The organism is Nocardia crassostreae, from assembly GCF_001613405.1.
Taxonomy (GTDB): Bacteria; Actinomycetota; Actinomycetes; order Mycobacteriales; family Mycobacteriaceae; genus Nocardia; species Nocardia crassostreae.
In genome coordinates this window covers 60,214-82,024 of record NZ_BDCH01000040.1, presented here as the reverse complement: position 1 = coordinate 82,024, position 21,811 = coordinate 60,214, and the positions used below count along the sequence as shown (strand labels likewise).

The window sequence follows — 21,811 nt, the reverse complement described above, 5'->3', positions numbered from 1 at the left end:
CACGAGTTCAGCGCCGCCGGAACAGCGCCACCGCGGCACCGACAGCCAGCACGAGAATACCGACGCACCAGGCGAGCGCGGCCGCGACGTAGTAGCCGCTGGAGTGCGCGGATCCGATCAGCCCCGCCGCTCCCTGGCTCAGGTAGCGATTGGCCTCGCTGATCACCGTCAGCGGCTAATGCTCCGCGACCACCCGCAACCAGCCGGGCATGGTGTCGACGGGCACGAAGGCGCTGGAGACGAAAGACCATGGCAGGACCAGGAATCCGAGCCCCTGCGCGGCCTGGACATCCGCGACGGCCAGACCCGCCGGGCGACGGCGGCGGTGGCCGACGGGAGGTGCACCCGCCGAGGGACAGCGTCGGTCACGGTCATGCCGTCACCTCGGTGCGATGGTCGAGATCGGCGGTGAGTTCCACGAAGGCCTCCTCCAGCGTCGGCCTGCGGACCGTGATCTCCTCGATCACCACCTCGGGCGCGGCGGTGAAACACCGTGCGGCCGGTGTCGTGACCGTGCACCCGGACGCTGCCGCGGTCGGGGTGACTCACGGTGGCCAGCATGCGGACCAAGGTCGTCTTGCCCGCACCGTTGCGGCCGAGCACGGCCAGCAGCCGCCCGGGCTCGGCCGCCAGCGTCAGCCCGTCCAGGGCGACGGTGTCACCGAAGCGCTTGGTGACGCCGTCCACCTCGAAAAGCATTGTCATCGCGCACCGTTCGCGGCGGTGAGGACGTAGGAATTGCCGTCCGGGTCGGCGAAGGTCGCCTGGCGGCCCCAGGGCATATCGGCCGGGCCGTCGACGTGCGCTCCGGAGGCGCGCAGGCGGGCGACGGCGCCGTCGAGATCGTCGCTGTCGAGGATCACGCCGGACAGGGTTCCGCTGGACGCGCCCGGGAAGGGCTTGTGCAGCACGATGGCGGCGCCGGTGTCGCCCGGGCCCACCTCGAGCCAGCGATTGTCGCCCATGGTGAAGTCGGCGCGGACGGTGAAGCCGAGGACGTCGGTGTAGAACCGCGCGGCGCGATCCTGGTCGTCGACGAAGGCGGTAATGGTCCTGATCTGCGAAATGGTCATGATCGAAATATAGGTAGGTTTTCACCTACCTATCAACCGTAGGATTTTTCCTACCCAATGAGGAGGTAGGCCTCGAGCCGCGGATGGCGATCGGTGTCGAAGACGCCCATCTCCCGCCAGCCCCAGCGGCGGTACATCGCGGCGGCCGGTGATTCCGGCAGTGTGCACAGCCATGCCCGCCGGTAGTTCGCGATCAGAGTGTCGAGCAGCATCCGGGCCAGACCGCGGCCCCGCATCGCCGGATCGACCATGAGCTCGACGACTTCGAACGTGCCACGCGCGGCGAGCTGCCCGGCATGATGCGGCGGCAGGTCGCGGACGATGGCGCGGTAGAACTCGGTATCGGGCCAGGGAACGGGAGTCGGCCAGCCGTAGGCCACACCCGCAGGCAGGCCGCTCGGCGTCCGCGCCTCCAGGGCGGTGAATCCGGGCTGCTCCAAATGCCATGCCGTCTGGGCCGTGTATTCGACGGCGCCCCGGGTCGGTTCGTTCCACGGCGGCGGATTGAAACACGCGTTGTACAGCGGCATCCAGGCCGGTAGGCGCGCCGCCGCGGCGCCCGCATCCAAGGACGCCACAGCGAACTCGCCGGGTTTGGGCATCATCGGCGCAACCTAGCCTGGAAAGTTATCCGACACAACGGATTCGGCTCGGTGAAAGACCTCACGGCAACCATTGCGAGACCGGGAAAGACCGCGTTACAGACGGTCATGTGAATGCCATCGGCACGTCACCGCCAGGGCAACCTGGGCGGCGCAGACTTTCTCCTGCACCCGGCGCCGGGTTGCAGCTCACTCCCTCTGCGGGCCCGGCGATTCGGATCCGACGCGATCCGCCCGCCCCTCGGTCGCGTTCCACATCGGGATCCGTCGACGCCCTCGGCGCCGGGTGCCACCATCCGGCGTTGGAGGTTCCGATGTTCGAATCATGTTGCTCCCCCTACGAATCCGCCCATCTGCTGCGTACGCGGTACGGGCTGCCGGTGGAGGTGTTCGCCGATCGGCCCTACCTCACCACCGGACGCACGGTCGAAACCGTGAACCTGCCCGCCGAACTTGGGCGGCGCGTCCGGCTAGCGCTGTCGGACCGGTCGGCCACCCCGGTCATCGCCGATCCGCGCGAGCTGCGGTGGCTGTTCCTGGTCGCGCCGCCGACGCCTTACCACCCGGTTCCCAATCCCCTGCTCCGGCGGCTGCTGGCGTACGGGGCGTCGGTCCCGCAGCCCGGCAGCCGGATCATGCTGCCGCGCGAGGACGGACCCGAGGGCTGGCACTGGGCGTGCGAGCCGGAGCCCGGGCCGCTGTCGTTACCGCACCGGGTGGTCGTCCTGACCGCCGTCCGTCAAGCCATACTGCAAGGGGCCGACCATATTTCCGCATGAGCTCACCTCGGCGACCGGTGCGACCCGCACCCCGCCGAGGCTGCCCGACTGGCACGAGCTGCTGGCCGCGTTCGGCGGGCACCGCGGTCATCTGCCCGACGACCACCCGGTGGTGCGATCCGCTCTGACGCTGGCCGAATTGCACCGGGACCGGCGCGAGAAACCCAGCCATGTGTCCGAGATCGACTGTCACCGAGCGGAGCTCATCGCACGCATCGACAATTGCGTGCTGCTCGAGTTCGGCCCGGCGCCGGAACCGTGCGCCTGCTCCCCGGGCGGTTTCGTGGACCGCATGGCGGCCGCCCAGGTGCGCGCCAATCGGCTGCTGCACTCCACCGCCGATCTATCCGACGAATCGGTCGACGCGGCCTGGCATCACCTGGCCACTCTCGCCGACGGGTGGACCGAATTCGTCGCCGCGATCACCCACGGCGACCGGCCGGTCCGGCGCGACGCTAACCGGAGTTGCGCAACGCGGTGGCCAAACCGTTCATGGTGAGCAGGATGCCGCGTTCGACCAGTTCGGAATCGTCGCCCGCGCGGCGGCGGCGCAGCAGCTCGACCTGGAGCTGGTTGAGGGGTTCCAGGTAGGGGAAGCGGTTGTGGATGGATTCGGCGAGCGCCGGGTTGTCGGCGAGCAGCTCGTCGGTGCCGGTGATCGCCGCGTGCATGCGCGCGGTGCGGGCGAACTCCGCGCGGATCATGGCGAAGACGGTGTCGCGCAACGACTCGTCGGGCACCAGCTCGGCATAGGTGCTGGCAATGTCCATATCGGCCTTGGCCATGACCTGGGCCAGGTTGGACAGCACGGTGCGGAAGAACGGCCAGCGGTTGTAGAGATCGGTGAGGGTGGCCAGGCGGGCCGGATCGTCGCCGATCCACTGCTCGATGGCCGCGCCGGTGCCGTACCAGCCGGGCAGCATGACCCGCGATTGACTCCAGGCCATGACCCACGGAATGGCGCGCAGATCGTAGACCGAGTTGGTGGGCTTGCGGGAGGCGGGCCGGGAGCCGAGGTTGAGGTCGGCGACCTCGGCGATGGGCGTCGAGGCGCGGAAGTATTCGACGAAGCCGGGGATTTCGTGGACCAGCTTCGAATACGCCTGACGGGCGAGCTCGGCCAGCTCGTCGAGCACCTCGTAGGCCGGTTCGGCCTCCGCGCCCAGGCCCTCCACGTCGAGCAGGGTCGATTCCAGGGTGCCCGCGACCAGGGCCTCCAGATTGCGGTAGGCCGTACCGGATTCGGCATATTTGGTCGAGATGACCTCGCCCTGTTCGGTCAGCCGCAGCGAGCCGCGGACCGCGCCCGCGGGCTGAGCGAGGATGGCGTCGTAGCTGCGCCCGCCGCCGCGGCCCACGGTGCCGCCGCGACCGTGGAAGAGCCGCAACCGAATTCCGGTCTTGCGGGCGGCATCGACCAGATCCAGCTCGGCGCGGTAGAGCGCCCAGTTGGCGGCCAGATAGCCGCCGTCCTTGTTGGAGTCGGAATAGCCCAGCATGACTTCCTGATGCATGCCGCGCGCGGCGACCAGGCGCTGATAGGCCGGGACTTCCAGGGCGGCGGTGAGGATGTCGGCGCCGTGGCGGAGATCGTCGATGGTCTCGAACAGCGGCACCACGCCCACCGGGCTGGACGGCGCGGCGGCGGCGTCGCCCGGGTCGAGAATGCCCGCTTCCTTCAGCAGCAGCGCGGCCTCGAGCATATCGCTGACGGAGGTGCACATGCTGATGATGTAGTTGGGCACGGTATCCGGGCCCAGATCGTCGAGGGCGGTCTTGGCCGCGCGCACGACCGCGAGCTCCTTGGTCGCCAGTTCACTGAGCCGGGCATTGGGGCCGATGAGCGGGCGGCGGGTGGTCAGCTCCGCGGCCAGCAGTTCGACCCGCTGCGCTTCGTCGAGGGAGGCGTAGTCGGAATGCACTCCGGCCCAGGCGAACAGCTCGGCCACCACCTGTTCGTGCATTTCGGAGTTCTGCCGCAGATCCAGGCCCTGTAGATGGAATCCGAAGGTCTCCACGGCCCCGCGCAGGGCGGCGAGCTGGTCATCGGCGAGCAGTCCGTCACCGGAAGCGCGCATGGAGGCGTCGACCACGTTCAGATCGGCGAGCAGTTCCTCCGGCCCCGCGTACGGCTGCGCCGCGACATCGATTCCGTCGGCGGGGATTTCACCGAGCGCGCGGCGCGCCGTCGCGCTCAGCCGGGCCCGGATGGCACGGATGGCGCGGCGGTAGGGTTCGTCGGCGCGCTGCGGTGAATCGTCGAATCCGGCGTCGGACAGGGCTTGCAGCTCGGGCGTCACCGGCACCAGCCGCGCCGACTGTGCCAGCGACTTCTCCAGTTCGACAAGCGAACTCGAATACCGTTCGAAGGCAATGGACCCGGCGCGATGGGTGGCGCGGTGCACCACCTCGGCGGTCACGAACGGATTGCCGTCCCGGTCGCCGCCGATCCAGGAGCCCGGCCGCAGAATGGGCCGCGCCAGCAGCTCGTGCTCGGGCCAGCGGGCCCGCAGCGCCGCGCGCACCTCGTCGTTGATCCGCGGGATCACATCGAACAGGGTGAGGTCGTAGTACCGCAGCCCGACCTCGATCTCGTCCTGAATCCGCAAGCGCGCCAACCGGATCAGCGCCGCACGCCACAGGGCCAGCACCTGCCGCCGGATATCGGTGTCGATCCGCGCGAACTCGGGCTCGCCCTCGGAGTACCGCTGCCGCCGCCGCATGAGCTCGGTGATGCGCGCCTGCACGTCGAAGATGGTGCGCCGCCGCGTCTCGGTCGGATGCGCGGTGATCACCGGCGAGACCAGCGCACCGGCCAGCAGCTCGGCCACCGCGTCCCCGCCCGGTCCGGCGGCGTCGAGCTTGCGGTAGGTCGCGGCCAGACTGGAGTCCTGCGGCGGCTCCCCCGCCGCCAGGTGCACCGCGCGGCGGCGGTCGCGTTGCAGATCCTCGGCCAGATTGGCCAGCAGCAGGAAGTGGCTGAAGGCCCGGATCACCGACAGCGCGGTCTTGATGTCCACATCGCGCAGCATGTCGGCGACCGCGCTGCGCTCCACCTCGGAGCGGCGCACCTTGAACGCCTCCACGCGGACGCGTTCGATGAGGTCGAAGACCCGCGCGCCCTCATGGTCGCGAATGGTCTCGCCGAGGATTCCGCCCAGGAACCGGATATCGTCCCGGAGCGGCGCGGTCGCGGTCTCGATCTGATCTTCGCGCATACCGCCAACAGTATCGACAGAACCCGCGTCAGGGGCCTTCCACCCCGGCGGATCGCATCACACCATGCGCCGGGGACCGATATCGAACCGATTCGGCTCCGGGCCGATCCGGACCCGCCCGTACAGCACCGCCGCGCCTTCCGGCGAGGCCAGAATCGGTTCGCACAGCAGTTCGCGCACCTCGGGCAGATCGTCGCAGAGGGCCGAAATACGTTGCGCCACTTCGGCCAGGGCATCCCGGTCGACCGGCTTGCCGATATCGCGCCCGGCGACGGTGCCCGAGAGCAGCGGCGCCGCGCGCGGGGCGTCGATGAGTTCGGCGGATTCGGCCTCGGTGAGCGGTAGCGCCCGGTACACGCGGTCGCCCAGCAGGTCGATGATGGTGCCCGAGAGACCGAAGCTGATGACCGAGCCGAAGGACGGATCGTCCTGGACGCGGAACATACAGCCGACGCCCTTGGTGGCCATGCGCTGGATATGGATGGGTCCCCCGCAGATTTCGGCCAGATCGGTGTAGGCGCGGCGGACCGCGTCGGGCCGCCACAGATCCAGGCGGACTCCGGTCAGATCCGGGCGGTTGCGCCACATTTCACCGGTGGCCTTGGCGGCGACCGGATAGCCGAGGTCCTCGGCGGCGGCGACGGCGGCCTCCGCGTCGTCGACCTCCCGGAAGTCCACGACCCGGATTCCGTAGCAGGACAGCAGTTCCGCGGCCTGCAGATCGGTCAGCCAATGGGCCGGGTCATCGGTCGTCCACGCCTCGACGAGCTCGCGGGCCCGGGCGGTTTCGACCCCGCCCGGGCGGGCCACGGGCGAGACCGGGCGGGTGCGCCAGTCGGCATAGCGGCGGACCCGGGCGAGTACGCGGGCGGCGCGTTCCGGATCGCCGAAGGAGGGGATGGAGCCGCGTTCCAGAATGCCGCCGCGGCCGCGGGTGGCGAGCAGATTGGGCATGCCCCGATCGGCGACGAAGGTGGTGAGAACCGGTGTGTCCGGGTTGGATTGGGCCCCGGAGCGAATGGCCTCGGCATAGGCGGCGACGGCCGTGGGCACCGGCGGGGAGTAGATGACGATGACGGCGTCGATGGCGGCATCGGTGACCGCTGCGGCGACCGCCGTCAGATAGTCGGCCGGGCCGCCCTGCGGGCCGAGGTGGATCGGCTCGCCCACCTCGAGGCCCTCGTTGCGGGCCGCGTCCACGGCCAGCCAGCTGAGCGCGGCGCTATTGCCGATGACCGCGAGGCGGCGGCCCGTGGGCAGCGGCTGATAGGCCAGCAGCATGGCGCAGTCGAAGAGTTCGGTAATGGAGTCGACCTGGATGATGCCCGCCTGCGCGAAGAGGTTGCGCACCAGCGAGCGATCCAGATCCCGCTCGCCCTCCACCCGCGCGGTATTGCGGCCACTGCTCACGGCCACAATGGGTTTGGTGCGCGCGACCCGGCGCGCGATACGCGGAGAACTTGCGCGGATTGCCGAAGGTCTCCAGATACAGCAGCACCACATCGGTGTCGGGGTCGTTGTCCCAGAACTGCATGAGGTCGTTGCCGGAGACGTCGGCGCGATTACCGGCCGAGACGAAGGTGGACAGGCCGAGCTGGCGGGCCGCCGCCTCGCCGAGAATGGCCGCGCCCAGCGGACCGGACTGGCAGAAGAAACCGATGCGGCCGCGACCGGGCAGGACGGGCGCGAGGGTGGCATTGAGGGCGACGGCCGGGTCGGTATTGGCAATGCCGAGCGCGCTGGGACCCACCACGCGCATACCGTGCGCGCGGGCGGCGTCGAGCAGATCGCGTTCGGCGGCATAGCCGCTGGGCCCGGTCTCGGAGAAACCGGCGGTCAGCACGACCAGGCCCTTGACGCCCTTGACCATACAGTCGTCGAGCACCGAGCCGATCTCGGCGGCGGGCACGGCGATGACCGCCAGATCGACCTCGTCGGGAATATCGCGCACGGTCGGATAGGCGCGCACCCCGCGCACGGCGGTGCGGGTGCGGCTGACCGGGAACACCGGGCCCTGAAAGGCCCCCGACAGCAGGTTGGCCAGCACCGCGCCGCCGACCCGCGAGGTCGAGGGCGTGGCGCCGATGACGGCCACCGACCGCGGTGCGAGCAGATTGCCGACGCTGCGCGCCTCGGAGGCGCGCTCGCGCGAATCCCGCACCGACAGCAGCGCTTCGGTGGGTTCGATGGCGAATTCCAGGTGCAGCACCGAGCCGTCGCGGCTGCGCTGCACCTGATATCCGGCGTCCCGGAAGACCGTCACCATGGCATTGTACTCGGCCAGCACCTCAGCGACGAAGGTCTCGATATCGTGCTCGGCCGCCGCGCCCGCCAGATGCTCGAGCAGGATGGAGCCCAGGCCGCGGCCCTGATGCTCGTCGGCCACCACGAACGCCACCTCGGCGGCGCGCGGTCCGGGTCTGTCCGCCAGGAACTCGTAGCGGCCGACCGCGATGATGTCCTCGCCGAGCTCGATGACCAGGCCGACCCGGTCGTGATAGTCGACGTGGGTGGTGCGGTACAGGTCCTTGGGCGTCATGCGCGGATACGGCCCGAAGTAGCGCAGATACCGGGTGCGGTCCGAGAGCCGCTCGTGGAAACGCTCCATGGGCGCGGCATCGTCGGGGGTGATGGGCCGCAGCCGCACCACGCCGCCGTCGGAGGCCAGCACATCGGCGAACCAGTGTTGTGGGGGCGGCGGCGGATCGGCCGGGGTGCCGGGGGTGTCCGGCAGCAGCAGCGGCTTGGCCGGTGCGGCCGCGACATTCGCGGGCGAGGCCGCATTCTCGGGCGGGGCAGCATTCTCGGGCGGGGCAGCCTTCTCGGGCGGGGCAGCATTCTCGGGCGGGGCAGCCTTCTCGGGCGGCGCAGCATTCTCGGGCGGGACGGCCCTGTCGGGCGGACCGCCCGCGCTGCCGGTGGGACCGGCCCCATTGCCCGGAACGGGTCCGGGCTCGGCGGATTCAGTCACGGGGATCCTCCGGATCCAGGCCGAGCAGACCGAAAGTCGCGCGGCGGGTTGCCAATACGGATGTGTCCAGGGCGCGGCGCGCGCGATCGGCGCGCTCGTCGCCGGTTTCGCGACCGCCGCCGGGACCGTCCCACCGGGCGAAGGTGGTGTCGGCGCCGTCGCCCATGGTTTCGGGCGGCGCGACCGTCGGCGCGTACGCCCCGACTCGATCCTTCCACTCCTGCGGGATGGCGGTATCGGGATCGACGGTGCGGTCCAGGGCCGTCGCCAGCAGATGCGTCCACGCGCGCGGGACCACCCGGATCAGCCCGTAGCCACCGCCGCCGACCGCCAGCCAGCGGCCCTCGGCATAGGTGTCGGCCAGCTCCCGCATGGCGAGGAAGGCGGCGCGCTGACCGTCCACGCTCAGCTCGAGATCGGCGAGGGGATCCTCGCGGTGGGTGTCGACCCCGCACTGGCTGATCACGATCTGCGGCCGGAAGGCTGCGAGGGCCCCCGGCACCACCGCGTGGAATCCGCGCAACCACAGCGGATCACGGGTGCCGGGCATGATCGGCAGATTGATGGCCGTCCCCTCGGCCTTGCCCAGGCCGGTCTCCTCCGGCCAGCCGGTATTGGGCCACAGGGTCGCCGGATGCTGATGGATGGAAATGGTCAGCACGCGCGGGTCGCCGTAGAACATGCGCTGCACGCCGTCACCGTGGTGCACGTCCACGTCGATATAGGCGATGCGGTCGAAACCATTGTCCAGCAGCCACGAAATCGCCACCGCCACATCGTTGTACACGCAGAATCCGGCCGCGCTGTCGGGCATGGCGTGATGCATGCCGCCGCCGATGCTGACCGCGCGCCGGGTCCGGCCCGCCGCGATCTGCTGTGCGGCGGCCAAGGTCCCGCCGACGATCACCGAGGCGGCCTCGTGCATATGCGGGAAGACCGGGTTGTCGGTGGTCCCGAGCCCGTGCGGCGCCACCGACGGCGGCGGGCCGGGCGGCTGCACCGCGTGCTTGACCGCCTCGACGTAGTCGTGGGTGTGCACGCGCAGCAGTTCGGCCTCCCCCACCGCGCCGGGCGTGAGCGTCTCGACCCCGTCGAGCAGCCCGATGCCCTCGGCCAGCGCCATGGTGAACTCCAGCCGCGCGGGCCGCATCGGGTGTTCGGGCGTCCACGCGTAGTCGAGGAACTTGTCGGTCCAGACGACGGTTCCGTCGCCACGCGGTAGGTCAGGCATACCCGCCACGCTAATGCGTTGAATACATTCGTAGGCTGATTGCCTCGCAACGCTGTCATACCGCCGGTCCATCCTTGTGACGGCGGAAACCCACAGGGAACACGCAGCGCGTGCTTGGTGTTCTCCGTGCGTTCGCGAAATAAGCTGTCGCCCGGTGCAGCCGCCGTGCATGGGTAGAATTCGTGCCGACGAAGGGGTTAACAGGTGAAGGATCTGGTCGACACCACGGAGATGTACCTCCGTACCATCTACGACCTCGAGGAGGAGGGTGTAACGCCCCTGCGGGCTCGCATTGCCGAGCGCCTCGAGCAGAGCGGGCCGACGGTGAGCCAGACGGTCGCTCGGATGGAACGCGACGGTTTGCTGACCGTCGCCGGTGATCGCCATCTCGAGCTGACCGAGAAGGGTCGGTCCATGGCCATCGCGGTCATGCGCAAGCATCGGCTGGCCGAGCGGCTGCTGGTCGACATCATCGGGCTCGATTGGCAGAACGTGCACGCCGAGGCGTGCCGCTGGGAGCACGTGATGAGCGAGGAGGTGGAGCGCCGCCTGGTGGAGGTGCTGAACCACCCGACGACCTCGCCCTACGGCAATCCGATTCCGGGCCTGGACGAGCTGGGCGTGCAGCCCAGCGGCGGTGCGGAGGAGAAGCTGGTGCGGCTGTCGGACCTGCCGGCGGGGCAGAATGCCGCGGTGGTGGTGCGCCAGTTGTCCGAGCACATCCAGACCGATCCGGAGATCATCGGTCAGCTGCGTGAGGCCGGTGTGGTGCCGGACGCCCGCGTGAACGTCGAAACCAAGCCGGGTTCGGTGATCATCCTGGTGCCCGGGCATGCCGGTTACGAACTGTCCGACGAGATGGCGCACGCCGTCCAAGTGAAGTTGGTCTGAGTTTTGAAGCTTCTGGTTACCGGAGGCGCGGGCTACGTCGGTGGCGTGTGCGCGCAGGTTCTGCTCGAGGACGGCCACGAGGTGGTGGTGGTGGTCGACGATCTGTCCACCGGCAATGCCGACGGCGTCCCGGCCGGGGCGAAGTTCGTCGAGGGCGATATCGCCACGGCGGGCGTGGAGCTCGTCGCGGCCGAAAACTTCGACGGGGTGCTGCATTTCGCGGCCCAGTCGCTGGTCGGTGAATCGGTGCAGCAGCCGGAGAAGTACTGGCACGGCAATGTGGTGAAGACGCTCACCCTGCTGGAGGCCATGCGGGCCGCCGGGACGCCGCGGCTGGTGTTCTCCTCCACGGCGGCGGTGTACGGCGAGCCGGAGCGGGTGCCGATCGTCGAGGACGCGCCGAAGGCGCCGACGAATCCGTATGGCGCGTCGAAGCTCTCCATCGATTACGCCATCACCTCCTACGCGGTGGCGCACGGGCTGGCCGCGACCAGCCTGCGGTACTTCAATGTGGCCGGGGCGTACGCCGGGCTCGGTGAGAACCGCGTGGTGGAAACCCATCTCATCCCCCTGGTATTGCAGACCGCACTGGGTCAGCGCGAGTCGATCTCGGTCTTCGGCACGGACTATCCGACCCCGGATGGCACGGCGGTCCGCGATTACATCCACATTCGCGATCTCGCGCAGGCGCATCTGCTGGCGCTGGGTAAGTCGCAGCCGGGTACGCACCGCATCGTCAATCTGGGCAGCGGCACCGGTTTCTCGGTGCGCGAGGTCATCTCGTCGTGCGCGCGGGTGACCGGCCTGCCGATCAATGCGGTGGACGCGCCCCGGCGCGCGGGCGATCCGGCGGTGCTCGTCGCCTCCAGCGATCGCGCCGTGGCGGAGCTGGGCTGGCGGCCCGAGCACACCGATCTGGACGAGATCGTCTCCGACGCCTGGGATTTCCTGCGCTCACTCGGCGATCGCGCGCACAGCGCCCGCTGAGAGGTACTTCCGCACGCCGCGGATCTCATGACTGCTCGGCCTCCAGGTCGATGCCGAGATCCGCGGCGGCTTCGCGTCCGGAGTCGGACAGTCGGCGCAAACGCTGTGGGCGCATACCGGTGTGCAGGCCGATATCGAGCAGCACCGCCATGCGGTGCTCCGGATCCGACGTCAGCGCCGCATCGAGCGCCATACCCGCCAGCGGGCCGTCACCGCGCATATAGGCGGAGTAGCCGACCAGGGCCGCCGCCTCGGCTCGATCCGGATCGGGCAGGGCGCGGGCCAGCTGTAACCACAGCCGTTCCGAGGCGGCGGCGTACCTCCCCGGCGCGAGCCCGAACATGATGTCGCGCACCGCCTTGTCCCGCAGCGCGACCGCGAGTTCCGCCAGTTCGGACGGTTCCGGCGCCACGCCCGATTCCACATTCGCGATATGCCACAGCACCTTCCGGACGGTGGACCGCGTATAGGAGTCCGGATCCCCGTGCCGCACACCGCGGGCCAGCCGCTGGGCCGCGGCGGCACTGGCGGTTTCGAGCGCCTGCTCGACCCGGGCCCGCGCCCGCGCGTCCACGGCGAGGAGTTCGGCGAGCTCGGCGCGCGACCCGAGCATCGGACGCCCGTCGAGCACCTGGTGCACGGTCACCAGCGAGCTCGCCGGATCCGGTTGCCTGCCCCGCCGCGCCGGGCCCAGCAGGCTCCACCAGGGCAGATCCGGCCCGATCGCGGTCACTGCCCACGCACCGGCCAGCGGAATCGCTTCCGCGTCCAGCCGATGTTCGAGGGCGTGTACGAGATCGCGATGTTTGCGTGCCCGGACACCCCGATGCTGATCGGTGGGCGCTGTCGCGCGGTCGTCCACGATCAGCGCGACCGCGGCGATGGCGCTGTGCCGCACGCAGACTCCCGCGACTCGCTCGAGAAGTTCACCGAGCGCCGCGCGGCCGGGATTGTCCAGATCCAGCCGCATGGCGACATCGACCATTGCCGTGTTCGTGCCGCCGGGGTCCGCCCGGAGGACGGTCACCACCAATGACCGCGCGGGCGGAAAGCCGAGCATGGCCGGAATCGCGGCAATGAAGTCACCCGGATCCCGCAGGCGTGGTTCGCCGCCCGACGGCGAACCACAGAGCGGCGCACCGCCCCCGCGCACCCCTGATCCAGCCAAGTCGGCCTCGCCGTCCAAACCGTCGAGGAAGGCCCGCACTTCATCGACGCACTGCGCCTCATCCGCATACCGGACCTCGTCCGCGCGCGGAGCCTCGCCCGCACGTCGCCCTTCATTCACGCGCCGACCCTCGTCCGCGGGCGGGAGCTCATCCGCAGGCCGGGTTCGGTTCGCGGGCCGGGACTCGTCTGCGTGTTGCGGATTGTCGGCGCGCTGGGCGTTGTCGGCGTGCCGGGGTTGCGCGGGGGCTGGTTCGATCGCCGTGTGTGGGCATCGGTCGGGTGTGGGTTCGGGGTGCGTGGTCATGGGTCGAGGGTGCGCGGCGGCCTCGTTGCCGCCGCATATGCCGACCTGGGGTTTTTCCGCGCCTGTGGACAACGCTTCACGCCGTGTGGAATTCGGCGTGGCGGGCGACCGGCGACGACGACTTTGTCGGTGGCCGGTGCTACCGTGCGCTGCCTACGCGGGGCCGGTCTTGGCCAGGATCTCCACGTAGTGGGGGTTGTACATGATGCCGAGGACATTGCCGAAGGGGTCGATGACCGAGGCGGTCACGAAGCCGGTGCCCACTCCGCGCTCGGTGATCGGCTCGAATTCCTTGGCGCCCAGGGCCAGCAGGCGTTCGAAAACGGCGGCGATGTCGTCCACGTGCCAGTTCACGATCTGGCCGCCGGGCTGATCGGGGCGGCTGGGCGCGAACTTGCGGTTGATGATGCCGAATTCGTGCTGGTAGTCGCCGATGCGCCACTCGTAGTAGCCGCCCGGCACGGTGAAGTACGGCTCGACGCCGAAAAGTTCGCTGTACCAGGCCTTCGCGGCCTCCAGATCATCGGCGTAGTAGTTCGCAGTCGCCATTCCACGCAGCATCGGGGTTCTCCTTCATCGGTGTTCCGAACTTCTTGAAATCAATGATCCGCCTCAAAGTGCTCACCGAATGAGCACTTTTCCAGACAAAATTTCGAGTATGCGAGCGGATCGATTGGTGGCGACCCTGTTGTTCATGCAGACACGCGGCCGGGTGACCGCGGCCGAGGTCGCGGCCGAGCTGGAGGTCTCGGTGGCGACCGCGCGCCGGGATCTGGAAGCCCTGTCCACGGCCGGGATTCCGGTGTACCCGCAGCCGGGGCGGGGCGGCGGCTGGGCGCTGGTGGGCGGGGCCCGCACGGATTTGAGCGGTTTGACGGCCAATGAGGCGCAGGCCCTGTTCCTGCTGCTGGGCCCGGTCGCCACCGGCGCCCCGGCCACCAAGTCCGCGCTGCGCAAACTGCTGCGCGCCCTGCCGCAGACCTTCCGCGGCGAGGCGGAGGCGGCAGCCGGTGCGGTGGTGGTGGATTCGGCGCGCTGGGGCGAACGCGATACCGAGGCGCCCGCCGTGGTCCAGCTGTTGCAGCACGCCGTGGTGCGCCGACGCCGGGTCCGTTTCGGCTACGAGCGTAAGGGCACTCACACCCAGCGGACGGTCGACCCCTGGGGCCTGGTCGACAAGGACGGCATCTGGTACCTGCTGGCCGGAACCGATCGCGGCCAGCGGACCTTCCGTGTGGACCGCATGAGCGAGGTCGAGATCACCGAGGAAATCGCCCACCGCCCCGCGGATTTCGATTTGTCCACAGCGTGGTCCGGCGTGGTCGAGGAGGTGGAGCGGCACCGCTCGACCCTCTCGGCCACCGTCTTGGTCCCGGTCCGGGTGCTACCGATCCTGCGCAGACAGCAAGGGCGGCACTGCGTGGTGGACGGTCCGTCCGACGCGGACCGCGTCCGCGTGCGCATCACCGCACCGACGCCCCTCGATATCGCCCGCAATCTCGCGGGCTGGGGCGCGCTACTCAAAGTGGTCGAACCCGACTCCGTGCGCGACGAATTGCACCGCCTCGGCGCGGAACTCGTCGCCGGATACGGGCGCTGAGCGATTCAGCCCTTGCGCACCTTGCTCAATGCGGTCGTGAACAGCGAATCCAGGGCGGCGGCATCGGCCTTGTCGTCCTCGGCATAGGTCATATAGGTCACATTGATCCGCACATCCCCGATCTGCCCGACCAGCGACTGCATCTTCCGAGTGAGCCCCGCCCCACCGGCTTCGGAACTGACGGTGCGCCGCAAGGCGAGCGTGTCGTCGGCATCCAGCGGCGGCGGCGGATCCAACTCCGTCGTAATGGTGGCGGTCGTCCCCCCGAGCCCCGCGCGCACGGTCCCGCAGCGCTGCAACTGATCCCGCAGTTTCGACAGCGGCTGATCGGTCCGCACCAACTCGACGGTGAGCGTCGCCCGACTGTCGTCATCGGTCCCCACACTGACCACCGGCCCCGCGGTCGGCGTCAACGGAACGCACGCACAGGGTTCCACCCGCGCCCCCGGGGCAATCCCGTCCAGATCACTCACGGCCTTGCTCGCCACATCCCCCGGCAGCACCGCAGCCGGATAGCGCGAAGGAAATTGGGATGTATCGGGCAGTAATCTCGCCAATCCCCCATCCGTGTACACCGTCGTGGAGGCGGGCCCACGGGACGCCACGGGTTGCCCCGAGATCGTCGTCCCACAGGCGGCCAGCACGGCACCGAGCAGCACGAGCCCCACGGCGCGAACGGATTTACGGCACGGCGAATCCGGCACGATCACCCGTCCACTATGCCGAATATCTGCTGTTCACACCGATTGCGACACAGCACGAACCCCAAGAGCACCACCGCGGGGAATGCTTCTCCCGGTTTGCTGCGTTGCAGGCGAGGTGCGGGCAGTGCACGGCCCGCGGGCGCATGAGGGACAATGTGGGATGGTCGCGCAAGTGGGCCACGCAGGAAGGAGTACGCGATGGACTACGAGTCGCGAATGTACGAGCTGGAGTTCCCCTCTCCGCAGCTGTCGTCCGCCGACGGCGCTGGTCCGGTGCTGGTGCACGGGCTGGAAGGTTTTACCGATGCCGGGCATGCGGTGCGTTTGGCGACCACTCACCTGCGGGAGAGCTTGGAGAGCGAGCTTGTCGCCTCGTTCGATATGGACGAGTTGCTGGACTACCGCTCGCGGCGGCCGTTGATGATGTTCAAGACCGATCACTTCTCGGACTACACCGAGCCGGAGCTGAATCTGTGGGCCCTCAAGGACACGGCGGGGACGCCGTTCCTGTTGCTGGCCGGGTTGGAACCGGATCTGCGGTGGGAGAAGTTCGTGACCGCCGTGCGGTTGCTGTCCGAGCAGCTGGGTGTGCGCCGGACCATCGGGCTGAGCGCGATTCCCATGGCCATCCCGCACACCCGCCCGCTGGGAATGACCGCGCACGCCAGCGACAGCGATCTCATCGGTGATCATCAGCGCTGGCCCGGCGAGCTGCAGGTGCCGGGCAGCGCGTCCTCGCTGCTGGAGTACCGGATGGCCCAGCACGGCCACGAATCGGTCGGATTCTCGGTGCATGTGCCGCACTACTTGACACAGACCGCCTACCCGGAGGCCGCCCAGACGCTGCTGGAGAGCGTGGCCGAGAACGCGGGCCTGGAACTGCCCCTGGCCGCGCTCACCGAACAGGCCGCGCGGGTGCGCGAGCAGGTCAACGAGCACATTGCGGGCAACTCCGAGGTGGAGACGGTGGTGCAGGCGCTGGAACGTCAGTACGACAGCTTCGTCACCGCGCAGGAGAATCAGTCCAGCCTGCTGGCCCCCGATGCCGATCTGCCGACCGGTGAGGAGCTGGGCGCGGAATTCGAACGCTTCCTGGCCGAGCAGTCCGGTTTCACCGAGGGTGAGGGCCCCGACGGCGGCGACTTCCGTCTGTGACCCCTGGCCCCCGGGTGGTCATAACCGGCCGACCCGGGCAGTAACGTGGTGGCGTGCAGCTATCCGAATTGATCCCAGACCGCGCCGTACCCGATATGGACCCGGACTGGCTGTACGAGACCTTCGCGGACTGGACCCTCGAGCAGGGGCTGACGCTGTATCCGGCGCAGGAAGAGGCCCTGCTCGAACTGTTCACCGGCGCGAACGTCATTCTCGCCACCCCGACCGGCTCGGGTAAATCCATGGTCGCGCTCGGCGCGCACTACGCGGCCCTGCAGCGCGGTCAGCGCAGCTACTACACCGCACCGATCAAGGCCCTCGTGAGCGAGAAGTTCTTCGCGCTGTGCGAGGTGTTCGGCGCGGACCGGGTAGGCATGGTGACCGGCGACGCGGCGGTGAATCCGGACGCGCCCATCATCTGCGCCACCGCGGAGATCGTGGCCAATCTGGCGCTGCGCGAGGGCGCGGCCGCCGATATCGGCCAGGTGATCATGGACGAGTTCCACTACTACGCCGATCCGGATCGCGGCTGGGCGTGGCAGGTGCCGCTCATCGAACTGCCGAAGGCTCAATTCCTGCTCATGTCGGCCACCCTCGGCGAGGTCGACTTCTTCGCCGCCGATCTGAAGCGCCGCACCGGACGCGATACCTCCATTGTCTCCGGCGCGGAACGTCCGGTGCCGCTGAGCTTCTCGTATGTGAAGACGCCGATCACCGAGACCCTCGAGGATCTGGTGACCACCAGCCTCGCGCCGGTCTACGTCGTGCACTTCACCCAGGCCGCGGCCATGGAACGCGCACAGGCCCTCATGAGCGTGAACTTCTCCTCCAAGGCCGAGAAGGACGCCATTGCCGAGGCGCTCGGCGAATTCCGTTTCGCCACCGGCTTCGGCAAGACGCTGTCGCGGTTCATCCGGCACGGCATCGGCGTGCATCACGCGGGCATGCTGCCCAAATACCGGAGACTCGTGGAGAAACTGGCGCAGGACGGACTGCTGAAGGTGGTGTGCGGCACCGACACTCTCGGCGTCGGCATCAATGTGCCCATTCGCACCGTCATGCTCACCGGGCTCACCAAGTACGACGGGGTGCGCACGCGGCGGCTCAATGCGCGCGAGTTCCATCAGATCGCCGGGCGCGCCGGTCGCGCCGGATTCGACACCATGGGCACGGTCGTGGTGCAGGCGCCCGAGCACGAGGTGGAGAACGCCCGGCTCATCGCCAAGGCCGGTGACGATCCCAAGAAGCTCAAGAAGGTGCAGAAGCGCAAACCGCCGGAGGGCTTCGTGTCCTGGTCGGAGGAGACCTTCGACCGGCTGGTCGCCGCATCCCCCGAGCCGATGGTGTCGCGCTTCCACGTCACCAATGCCATGCTGCTGAATGTGATTGCGCGCAAAGGCAATTGCTTCTACGCCATGCGGCATCTGCTGGAGGACAATCACGAGACGCGGGCGGCGCAGCGCAAGCACATCCTCAAGGCGATCCGCCTCTACCGGGCGTTGCGCGATGCCGGGGTGGTGCAGCAGCTCGACGAACCCGACGAGTTCGGCCGCCACGCGCGGCTCATGGTCGATCTGCAGCGCGACTTCGCCCTCGATCAGCCGCTCTCGCCGTTCGCGCTCGCCGCGCTCGAACTCCTCGACAAGGACTCCGCCACCTACACCCTCGACGTCATCTCCCTCATCGAGGCGACCCTGGAGGATCCGCGCCAGCTGCTCATGGCCCAGCAGCACAAGGCGCGCGGTGCGGCCGTGGCGGAGATGAAGGCCGACGGCATCGAATACGAGGAGCGCATGGAACTCCTCGAAGAGGTCACCTGGCCTAAACCCCTGGCCGAGGAACTCATCCTGCCCGCCTACGAGACCTACAAGGCCGGGCATCCGTGGGTGTCGGAGTTCGAGCCCTCCCCCAAGTCGGTGGTGCGCGAAATGGTGGAGCGGTCCATGACCTTCGCCGAACTCGTCTCCGGCTACGAACTGGCCCGCTCCGAAGGCGTCGTGCTGCGCTACCTCGCCGACGCCTACCGCGCGCTGCGGCGCACCGTGCCCGAGCAGGCGCGCACCGAGGAGCTCGACGACATCACCGAATGGCTGGGCGAACTCATCCGCCAGGTCGACTCCAGTCTCCTCGACGAATGGGAGCAGCTCACCAATCCGGGCGCGGAGACCGATACCGAACAGGTCGCCTTCGGCGCGGAGACCGTGCGGCCCATCTCGGCCAATGAACGCGCCTTCCGGGTGCTGGTGCGCAATGCCCTGTTCCGCCGCGTCGAACTGGCCGCCCTGCACTGCTGGGAGGCCCTCGAGGAATTCGGCGACGACCTCGATTGGGAGACCGAGCTCGAGCCCTACTTCGCCGAGTACACCGCCATCGGCACCGGCCCGAACGCGCGCGGCCCGAAGCTGTTCCAGGTCGAGATGCGCGAGGGCTTCTGGCACGTCCGCCAAGTCCTCGACGACCCGGCCGGAGACCACGGTTGGTCCATCGACGCCGTGGTGGATCTGGCCGAATCCGATGCCGCCGGTGAAGTGGTCTTCGACGAGGTCGCGATTACCGCTGGCTGATTCCGTCACTGTTCGGTAAGACGCGCGGCCGGTGTTACTGCACCGTCCGGGCGGTACGGTGACGAAGGCGACGTGGCCATCGGTTCGTTTTGCGTGGCACAACGCGTGTATTGTCGCGCAGGTTGCCTGAATCCCGCCCGCTGCGGCCGATCGAAAAGAGTTCCCTTAGATTGACCGATCGAAACCTGCCCGAGTCGCCCTGTCTGGTCATCGACCTCGACAAGGTCCGCGCGAACTATCGCGCACTGCATGCCGCTCTACCCGCGGCGCGAATTCGGTTCGCCGTCAAGGCGAGTCCCGTGCCGGAGATCATCCGGCTGCTGAACGACGAGGGCGCGGAGTTCGATGTCGCCAGCGTCGGCGAGATCGATCTCTGCCTCGCGCAGGGTGTGGATCCGGCGGTCATGTGTTACGGGAATCCGATCAAGAAAGCCGCCCATATCGCCCGCGCCTACGCGCTCGGCGTGCGGCGCTTCGCCTGCGATACCGAGGACGATCTCGAGCGCATTGCCGAGCACGCGCCGGGGTCGGAGATCGAATGCCGGTTCCTGTCGGCCGCGCCGCAATCGCAGACACCCTTCGGCACCAAGTTCGGCTGCGCGCCCGGTGAGGCCGTGCACCTGCTGGTGCGGGCGCGCGATCTCGGGCTGCGGGTGGTCGGGCCCTACTTCCATGTGGGTTCGCAGCAGACCGATCCGATCGCCTGGAAGATCGGCATCGAGCAGGCCGGAGCCATCGCGGAAGCGCTGGCGGCCAAGGACATTCCTGTTACGGCGGTGAATATCGGTGGGGGACTTCCGATTTCATACGCCACCCCGGCTCCCGGACTGAGCGAGCTGGGCGCGGTGATCGCCGAAGCGGCGGCCACCCATCTCCCGGAACACACCGAACTCGTCGTCGAACCCGGTCGCGCCCTGGTGGGCAATACCGGTGAGATTCACGCCGAGGTGGTGAATGTTCGCCAGGCGCCCGACGGGAGGCGCTGGGTATACCTCGATATCGGCCGCTACAACGGTATGGCCGAAACCGAGAACGAGTACATCGCGTACCGGATCCAGACCGATCGGGACACCGATCCGAAGGACGAGGCCGTGGTCGCCGGTCCGACCTGTGACGGCGACGATGTACTGTATCAACGCACGCGGGTCCTTCTTCCGACCACGTTGCGAGCCGGTGATCCCGTTCGGATCCTCGAAACCGGCGCCTATACGGCGAGCTATTCGTCGGTGTCCTTCAACGGTTTTCCGCCTCTGACTGTGCATGTCATTGGCGCTGAGCGAGAGTGAGTTTAGCCATGACGGCAGAATTCACCGGCTGGCACGTGCTGGCCGAGTTCGGTGGTGTCGACGCTGGTCTCTGCGATGACATCGAACGCCTCGAAACCGCGCTTCGAAAATCGTTGGTCGCCGCGGGGGTGACCATCTGCGATGTCGTGCGCAAGAAGTTCGAGCCGCAGGGGGCCACTATCCTGGCTCTCCTGTCCGAGTCGCACGCCTCGATTCACACCTACCCGGAATCGGGTGACATCTTCGTCGACGTATTCACTTGCGGCAGTATCGGTTCCGGCGCCACCAAGGCCGTCGAACTGCTGCAGCGGGAGCTTTCGCCGAAGAGCGTGAACATCGAGGTCATCCAGCGCGGCCATACCGCCCGCCGGATCCACGAGCCGGTGGGCGAGGGCCTGACCCGGGTGTGGAACATGTCCGACGTCATCGTCGACACCAATACCCCGTTCCAGCACATGGTGATCGCGCGGACCGAGCAGGGCGTGTCCCTGTTCTCCGACGACGATCGCCAGTCCACCGAGTTCTCGCAGCTCACCTACCACGAGGCCATGCTGGTCCCCGGGTACGCGCTGGCCGAGAAGCTGGAGAAGGTGCTCATCATCGGTTCCGGTGAGGGCGTCGCCTCGCAGATGTCGGTGGCGGCGGGCGCGTCGCTCGTCGATCACGTCGATATCGACCAGCTGGAGGTGGAGCTGTGCGCCGAGCACCTCCCCTACGGCTACACCCAGGCCGATCTGACCGAGGCGGTCGCGCAGACCGGTCCGATCAAGATGCACTACGCCGACGGCTGGGACTTCCTGGCCAAGGCCGAGGCCGACGGCGTGCGCTACGACATGATCTGCATCGACCTGCCGGACGAGCGGGTCGAGGACGCGCAGCACAACCGCCTCTACGAGGACGAGTTCCTGCTCCGCTGTATGGCGCTGCTGGCCGAGGGCGGCGTGCTCGCCGCGCAGGCCGGGTGTCAGACCATGTGGCGCAATGAAACCCTGAAGCGGTCGTGGACCCGGTTCCACAATCTGTTCCCCACGGTCGTCCCGTATGTCAGCGACGAGCACGAGTGGACCTTCATCTTCGGCACCCCGAAGACCCTGGAGGATCCGGTCGCCAAGATGACCGCCACCCTCTCGACCCTGCCCTACCAGGCCGAGACCATCGACGAGCGGGCACTGGTCCGCGGCGCGATCGAGCCGCACGCCCTGCGCGTCGGCGCGACCGTCGGCTAGTCGAGACGCAGTTCCGCGAGCGCCCCGCACGAATCCGTGCGGGGCGCTTC

Annotated in this window: 18 protein-coding genes and 1 pseudogene; 9 read left to right on the top strand and 10 right to left on the bottom strand. The window is 68.6% G+C overall.

Annotated elements, in window-relative coordinates; genetic code table 11:
* Nucleotides 1-7 precede the first annotated feature (7 nt).
* Genes NC4_RS40770 through NC4_RS35125 form a run of 4 tightly spaced genes read right to left on the bottom strand, consistent with a single transcriptional unit; the run spans nucleotide 8 to nucleotide 1,678 of the window.
* On the bottom strand, nucleotides 8-166 hold the full coding sequence (locus tag NC4_RS40770) for a hypothetical protein (RefSeq protein WP_157555411.1): 159 nt from the start codon (nucleotides 164-166) through the stop codon (nucleotides 8-10).
* A gap of 2 nt (nucleotides 167-168) precedes the next feature.
* The gene (locus NC4_RS40765; RefSeq protein WP_245722148.1) at nucleotides 169-699 is read right to left on the bottom strand and encodes an ATP-binding cassette domain-containing protein; all 531 of its coding nucleotides are present in this window, start codon (nucleotides 697-699) and stop codon (nucleotides 169-171) included.
* 2 nt (nucleotides 700-701) lie between these two features.
* A complete protein-coding gene (locus NC4_RS35130) occupies nucleotides 702-1,073 on the bottom strand; it encodes a VOC family protein (RefSeq protein WP_067547674.1) in 372 nt (123 codons plus the stop codon).
* 50 nt (nucleotides 1,074-1,123) lie between these two features.
* Nucleotides 1,124-1,678, bottom strand: coding sequence for a GNAT family N-acetyltransferase (locus tag NC4_RS35125; RefSeq protein ID WP_067547671.1), 555 nt, complete (start codon nucleotides 1,676-1,678; stop codon nucleotides 1,124-1,126).
* A gap of 311 nt (nucleotides 1,679-1,989) precedes the next feature.
* On the opposite strand from NC4_RS35125, the gene NC4_RS35120 reads away from it, so the two are divergent.
* Both NC4_RS35120 and NC4_RS35115 read left to right on the top strand, forming a co-directional pair.
* The gene (locus NC4_RS35120) at nucleotides 1,990-2,454 is read left to right on the top strand and encodes a hypothetical protein (protein WP_067547871.1); all 465 of its coding nucleotides are present in this window, start codon (nucleotides 1,990-1,992) and stop codon (nucleotides 2,452-2,454) included.
* A 109-nt stretch (nucleotides 2,455-2,563) separates the two neighbouring features.
* Nucleotides 2,564-2,953: a hypothetical protein gene (locus NC4_RS35115; protein WP_067547667.1), complete on the top strand. Its 390-nt coding sequence runs from the start codon at nucleotides 2,564-2,566 to the stop codon at nucleotides 2,951-2,953.
* Here NC4_RS35115 and ppc read toward each other — a convergent pair.
* The 3 genes and pseudogenes from ppc to NC4_RS35100 all read right to left on the bottom strand — a co-directional run bounded on the left by ppc (nucleotide 2,910) and on the right by NC4_RS35100 (nucleotide 9,874).
* The gene (gene ppc / locus NC4_RS35110) at nucleotides 2,910-5,672 is read right to left on the bottom strand and encodes a phosphoenolpyruvate carboxylase (RefSeq protein WP_067547664.1); all 2,763 of its coding nucleotides are present in this window, start codon (nucleotides 5,670-5,672) and stop codon (nucleotides 2,910-2,912) included. The two genes, NC4_RS35115 and ppc, sit on opposite strands and share 44 nt — an antisense overlap.
* Before the next feature lie 57 nt (nucleotides 5,673-5,729).
* Nucleotides 5,730-8,412: pseudogene (locus NC4_RS35105) on the bottom strand (bifunctional acetate--CoA ligase family protein/GNAT family N-acetyltransferase).
* A gap of 223 nt (nucleotides 8,413-8,635) precedes the next feature.
* Entirely contained in the window at nucleotides 8,636-9,874 is a 1,239-nt protein-coding gene (locus NC4_RS35100) for an acetoin utilization protein AcuC (protein WP_067547661.1), read from the bottom strand.
* A gap of 204 nt (nucleotides 9,875-10,078) precedes the next feature.
* Between NC4_RS35100 and NC4_RS35095 the strand changes: the two genes are divergently transcribed.
* Together NC4_RS35095 and galE are read left to right on the top strand one after the other, a co-directional pair.
* Complete coding sequence (locus NC4_RS35095; RefSeq protein WP_067547658.1) at nucleotides 10,079-10,765, top strand: iron-dependent transcriptional repressor DtxR; 687 nt, start codon at nucleotides 10,079-10,081, stop codon at nucleotides 10,763-10,765.
* Nucleotides 10,766-10,768: 3 nt separating this feature from the next.
* On the top strand, nucleotides 10,769-11,752 hold the full coding sequence (gene galE, locus NC4_RS35090; RefSeq protein WP_067547655.1) for a UDP-glucose 4-epimerase GalE: 984 nt from the start codon (nucleotides 10,769-10,771) through the stop codon (nucleotides 11,750-11,752).
* A 25-nt stretch (nucleotides 11,753-11,777) separates the two neighbouring features.
* Here the strand turns inward: galE and NC4_RS35085 are convergent, their stop codons facing one another.
* Both NC4_RS35085 and NC4_RS35080 read right to left on the bottom strand, forming a co-directional pair.
* The gene (locus NC4_RS35085; protein ID WP_169814933.1) at nucleotides 11,778-13,040 is read right to left on the bottom strand and encodes a DUF4192 domain-containing protein; all 1,263 of its coding nucleotides are present in this window, start codon (nucleotides 13,038-13,040) and stop codon (nucleotides 11,778-11,780) included.
* A gap of 339 nt (nucleotides 13,041-13,379) precedes the next feature.
* Nucleotides 13,380-13,787 carry a VOC family protein gene (locus NC4_RS35080; RefSeq protein ID WP_067547650.1) on the bottom strand — a complete coding sequence of 136 codons (408 nt, stop codon included), beginning with the start codon at nucleotides 13,785-13,787 and terminating at the stop codon, nucleotides 13,380-13,382.
* 97 nt (nucleotides 13,788-13,884) lie between these two features.
* Between NC4_RS35080 and NC4_RS35075 the strand changes: the two genes are divergently transcribed.
* Nucleotides 13,885-14,826: a helix-turn-helix transcriptional regulator gene (locus NC4_RS35075; protein ID WP_067547648.1), complete on the top strand. Its 942-nt coding sequence runs from the start codon at nucleotides 13,885-13,887 to the stop codon at nucleotides 14,824-14,826.
* A 5-nt stretch (nucleotides 14,827-14,831) separates the two neighbouring features.
* On the opposite strand, the gene NC4_RS35070 is transcribed toward NC4_RS35075, so the two are convergent.
* Nucleotides 14,832-15,329 (bottom strand): sensor domain-containing protein, encoded by a 498-nt coding sequence (locus NC4_RS35070; RefSeq protein ID WP_245722137.1) that lies wholly within the window; start codon nucleotides 15,327-15,329, stop codon nucleotides 14,832-14,834.
* 399 nt (nucleotides 15,330-15,728) lie between these two features.
* Here NC4_RS35070 and NC4_RS35065 point away from each other — a divergent pair, with 399 nt between their 5' ends.
* The 4 genes from NC4_RS35065 (at nucleotide 15,729) to speD (ending at nucleotide 21,761) form a co-directional block, all read left to right on the top strand.
* Nucleotides 15,729-16,685: a proteasome assembly chaperone family protein gene (locus tag NC4_RS35065; protein WP_067547646.1), complete on the top strand. Its 957-nt coding sequence runs from the start codon at nucleotides 15,729-15,731 to the stop codon at nucleotides 16,683-16,685.
* Nucleotides 16,686-16,738: 53 nt separating this feature from the next.
* Nucleotides 16,739-19,249, top strand: coding sequence for a DEAD/DEAH box helicase (locus NC4_RS35060; RefSeq protein WP_067547645.1), 2,511 nt, complete (start codon nucleotides 16,739-16,741; stop codon nucleotides 19,247-19,249).
* A gap of 185 nt (nucleotides 19,250-19,434) precedes the next feature.
* The gene (locus tag NC4_RS35055) at nucleotides 19,435-20,535 is read left to right on the top strand and encodes a type III PLP-dependent enzyme (RefSeq protein WP_067547862.1); all 1,101 of its coding nucleotides are present in this window, start codon (nucleotides 19,435-19,437) and stop codon (nucleotides 20,533-20,535) included.
* An 8-nt stretch (nucleotides 20,536-20,543) separates the two neighbouring features.
* Nucleotides 20,544-21,761 (top strand): adenosylmethionine decarboxylase, encoded by a 1,218-nt coding sequence (speD, locus tag NC4_RS35050; protein ID WP_067547644.1) that lies wholly within the window; start codon nucleotides 20,544-20,546, stop codon nucleotides 21,759-21,761.
* Nucleotides 21,762-21,811 lie beyond the last annotated feature (50 nt).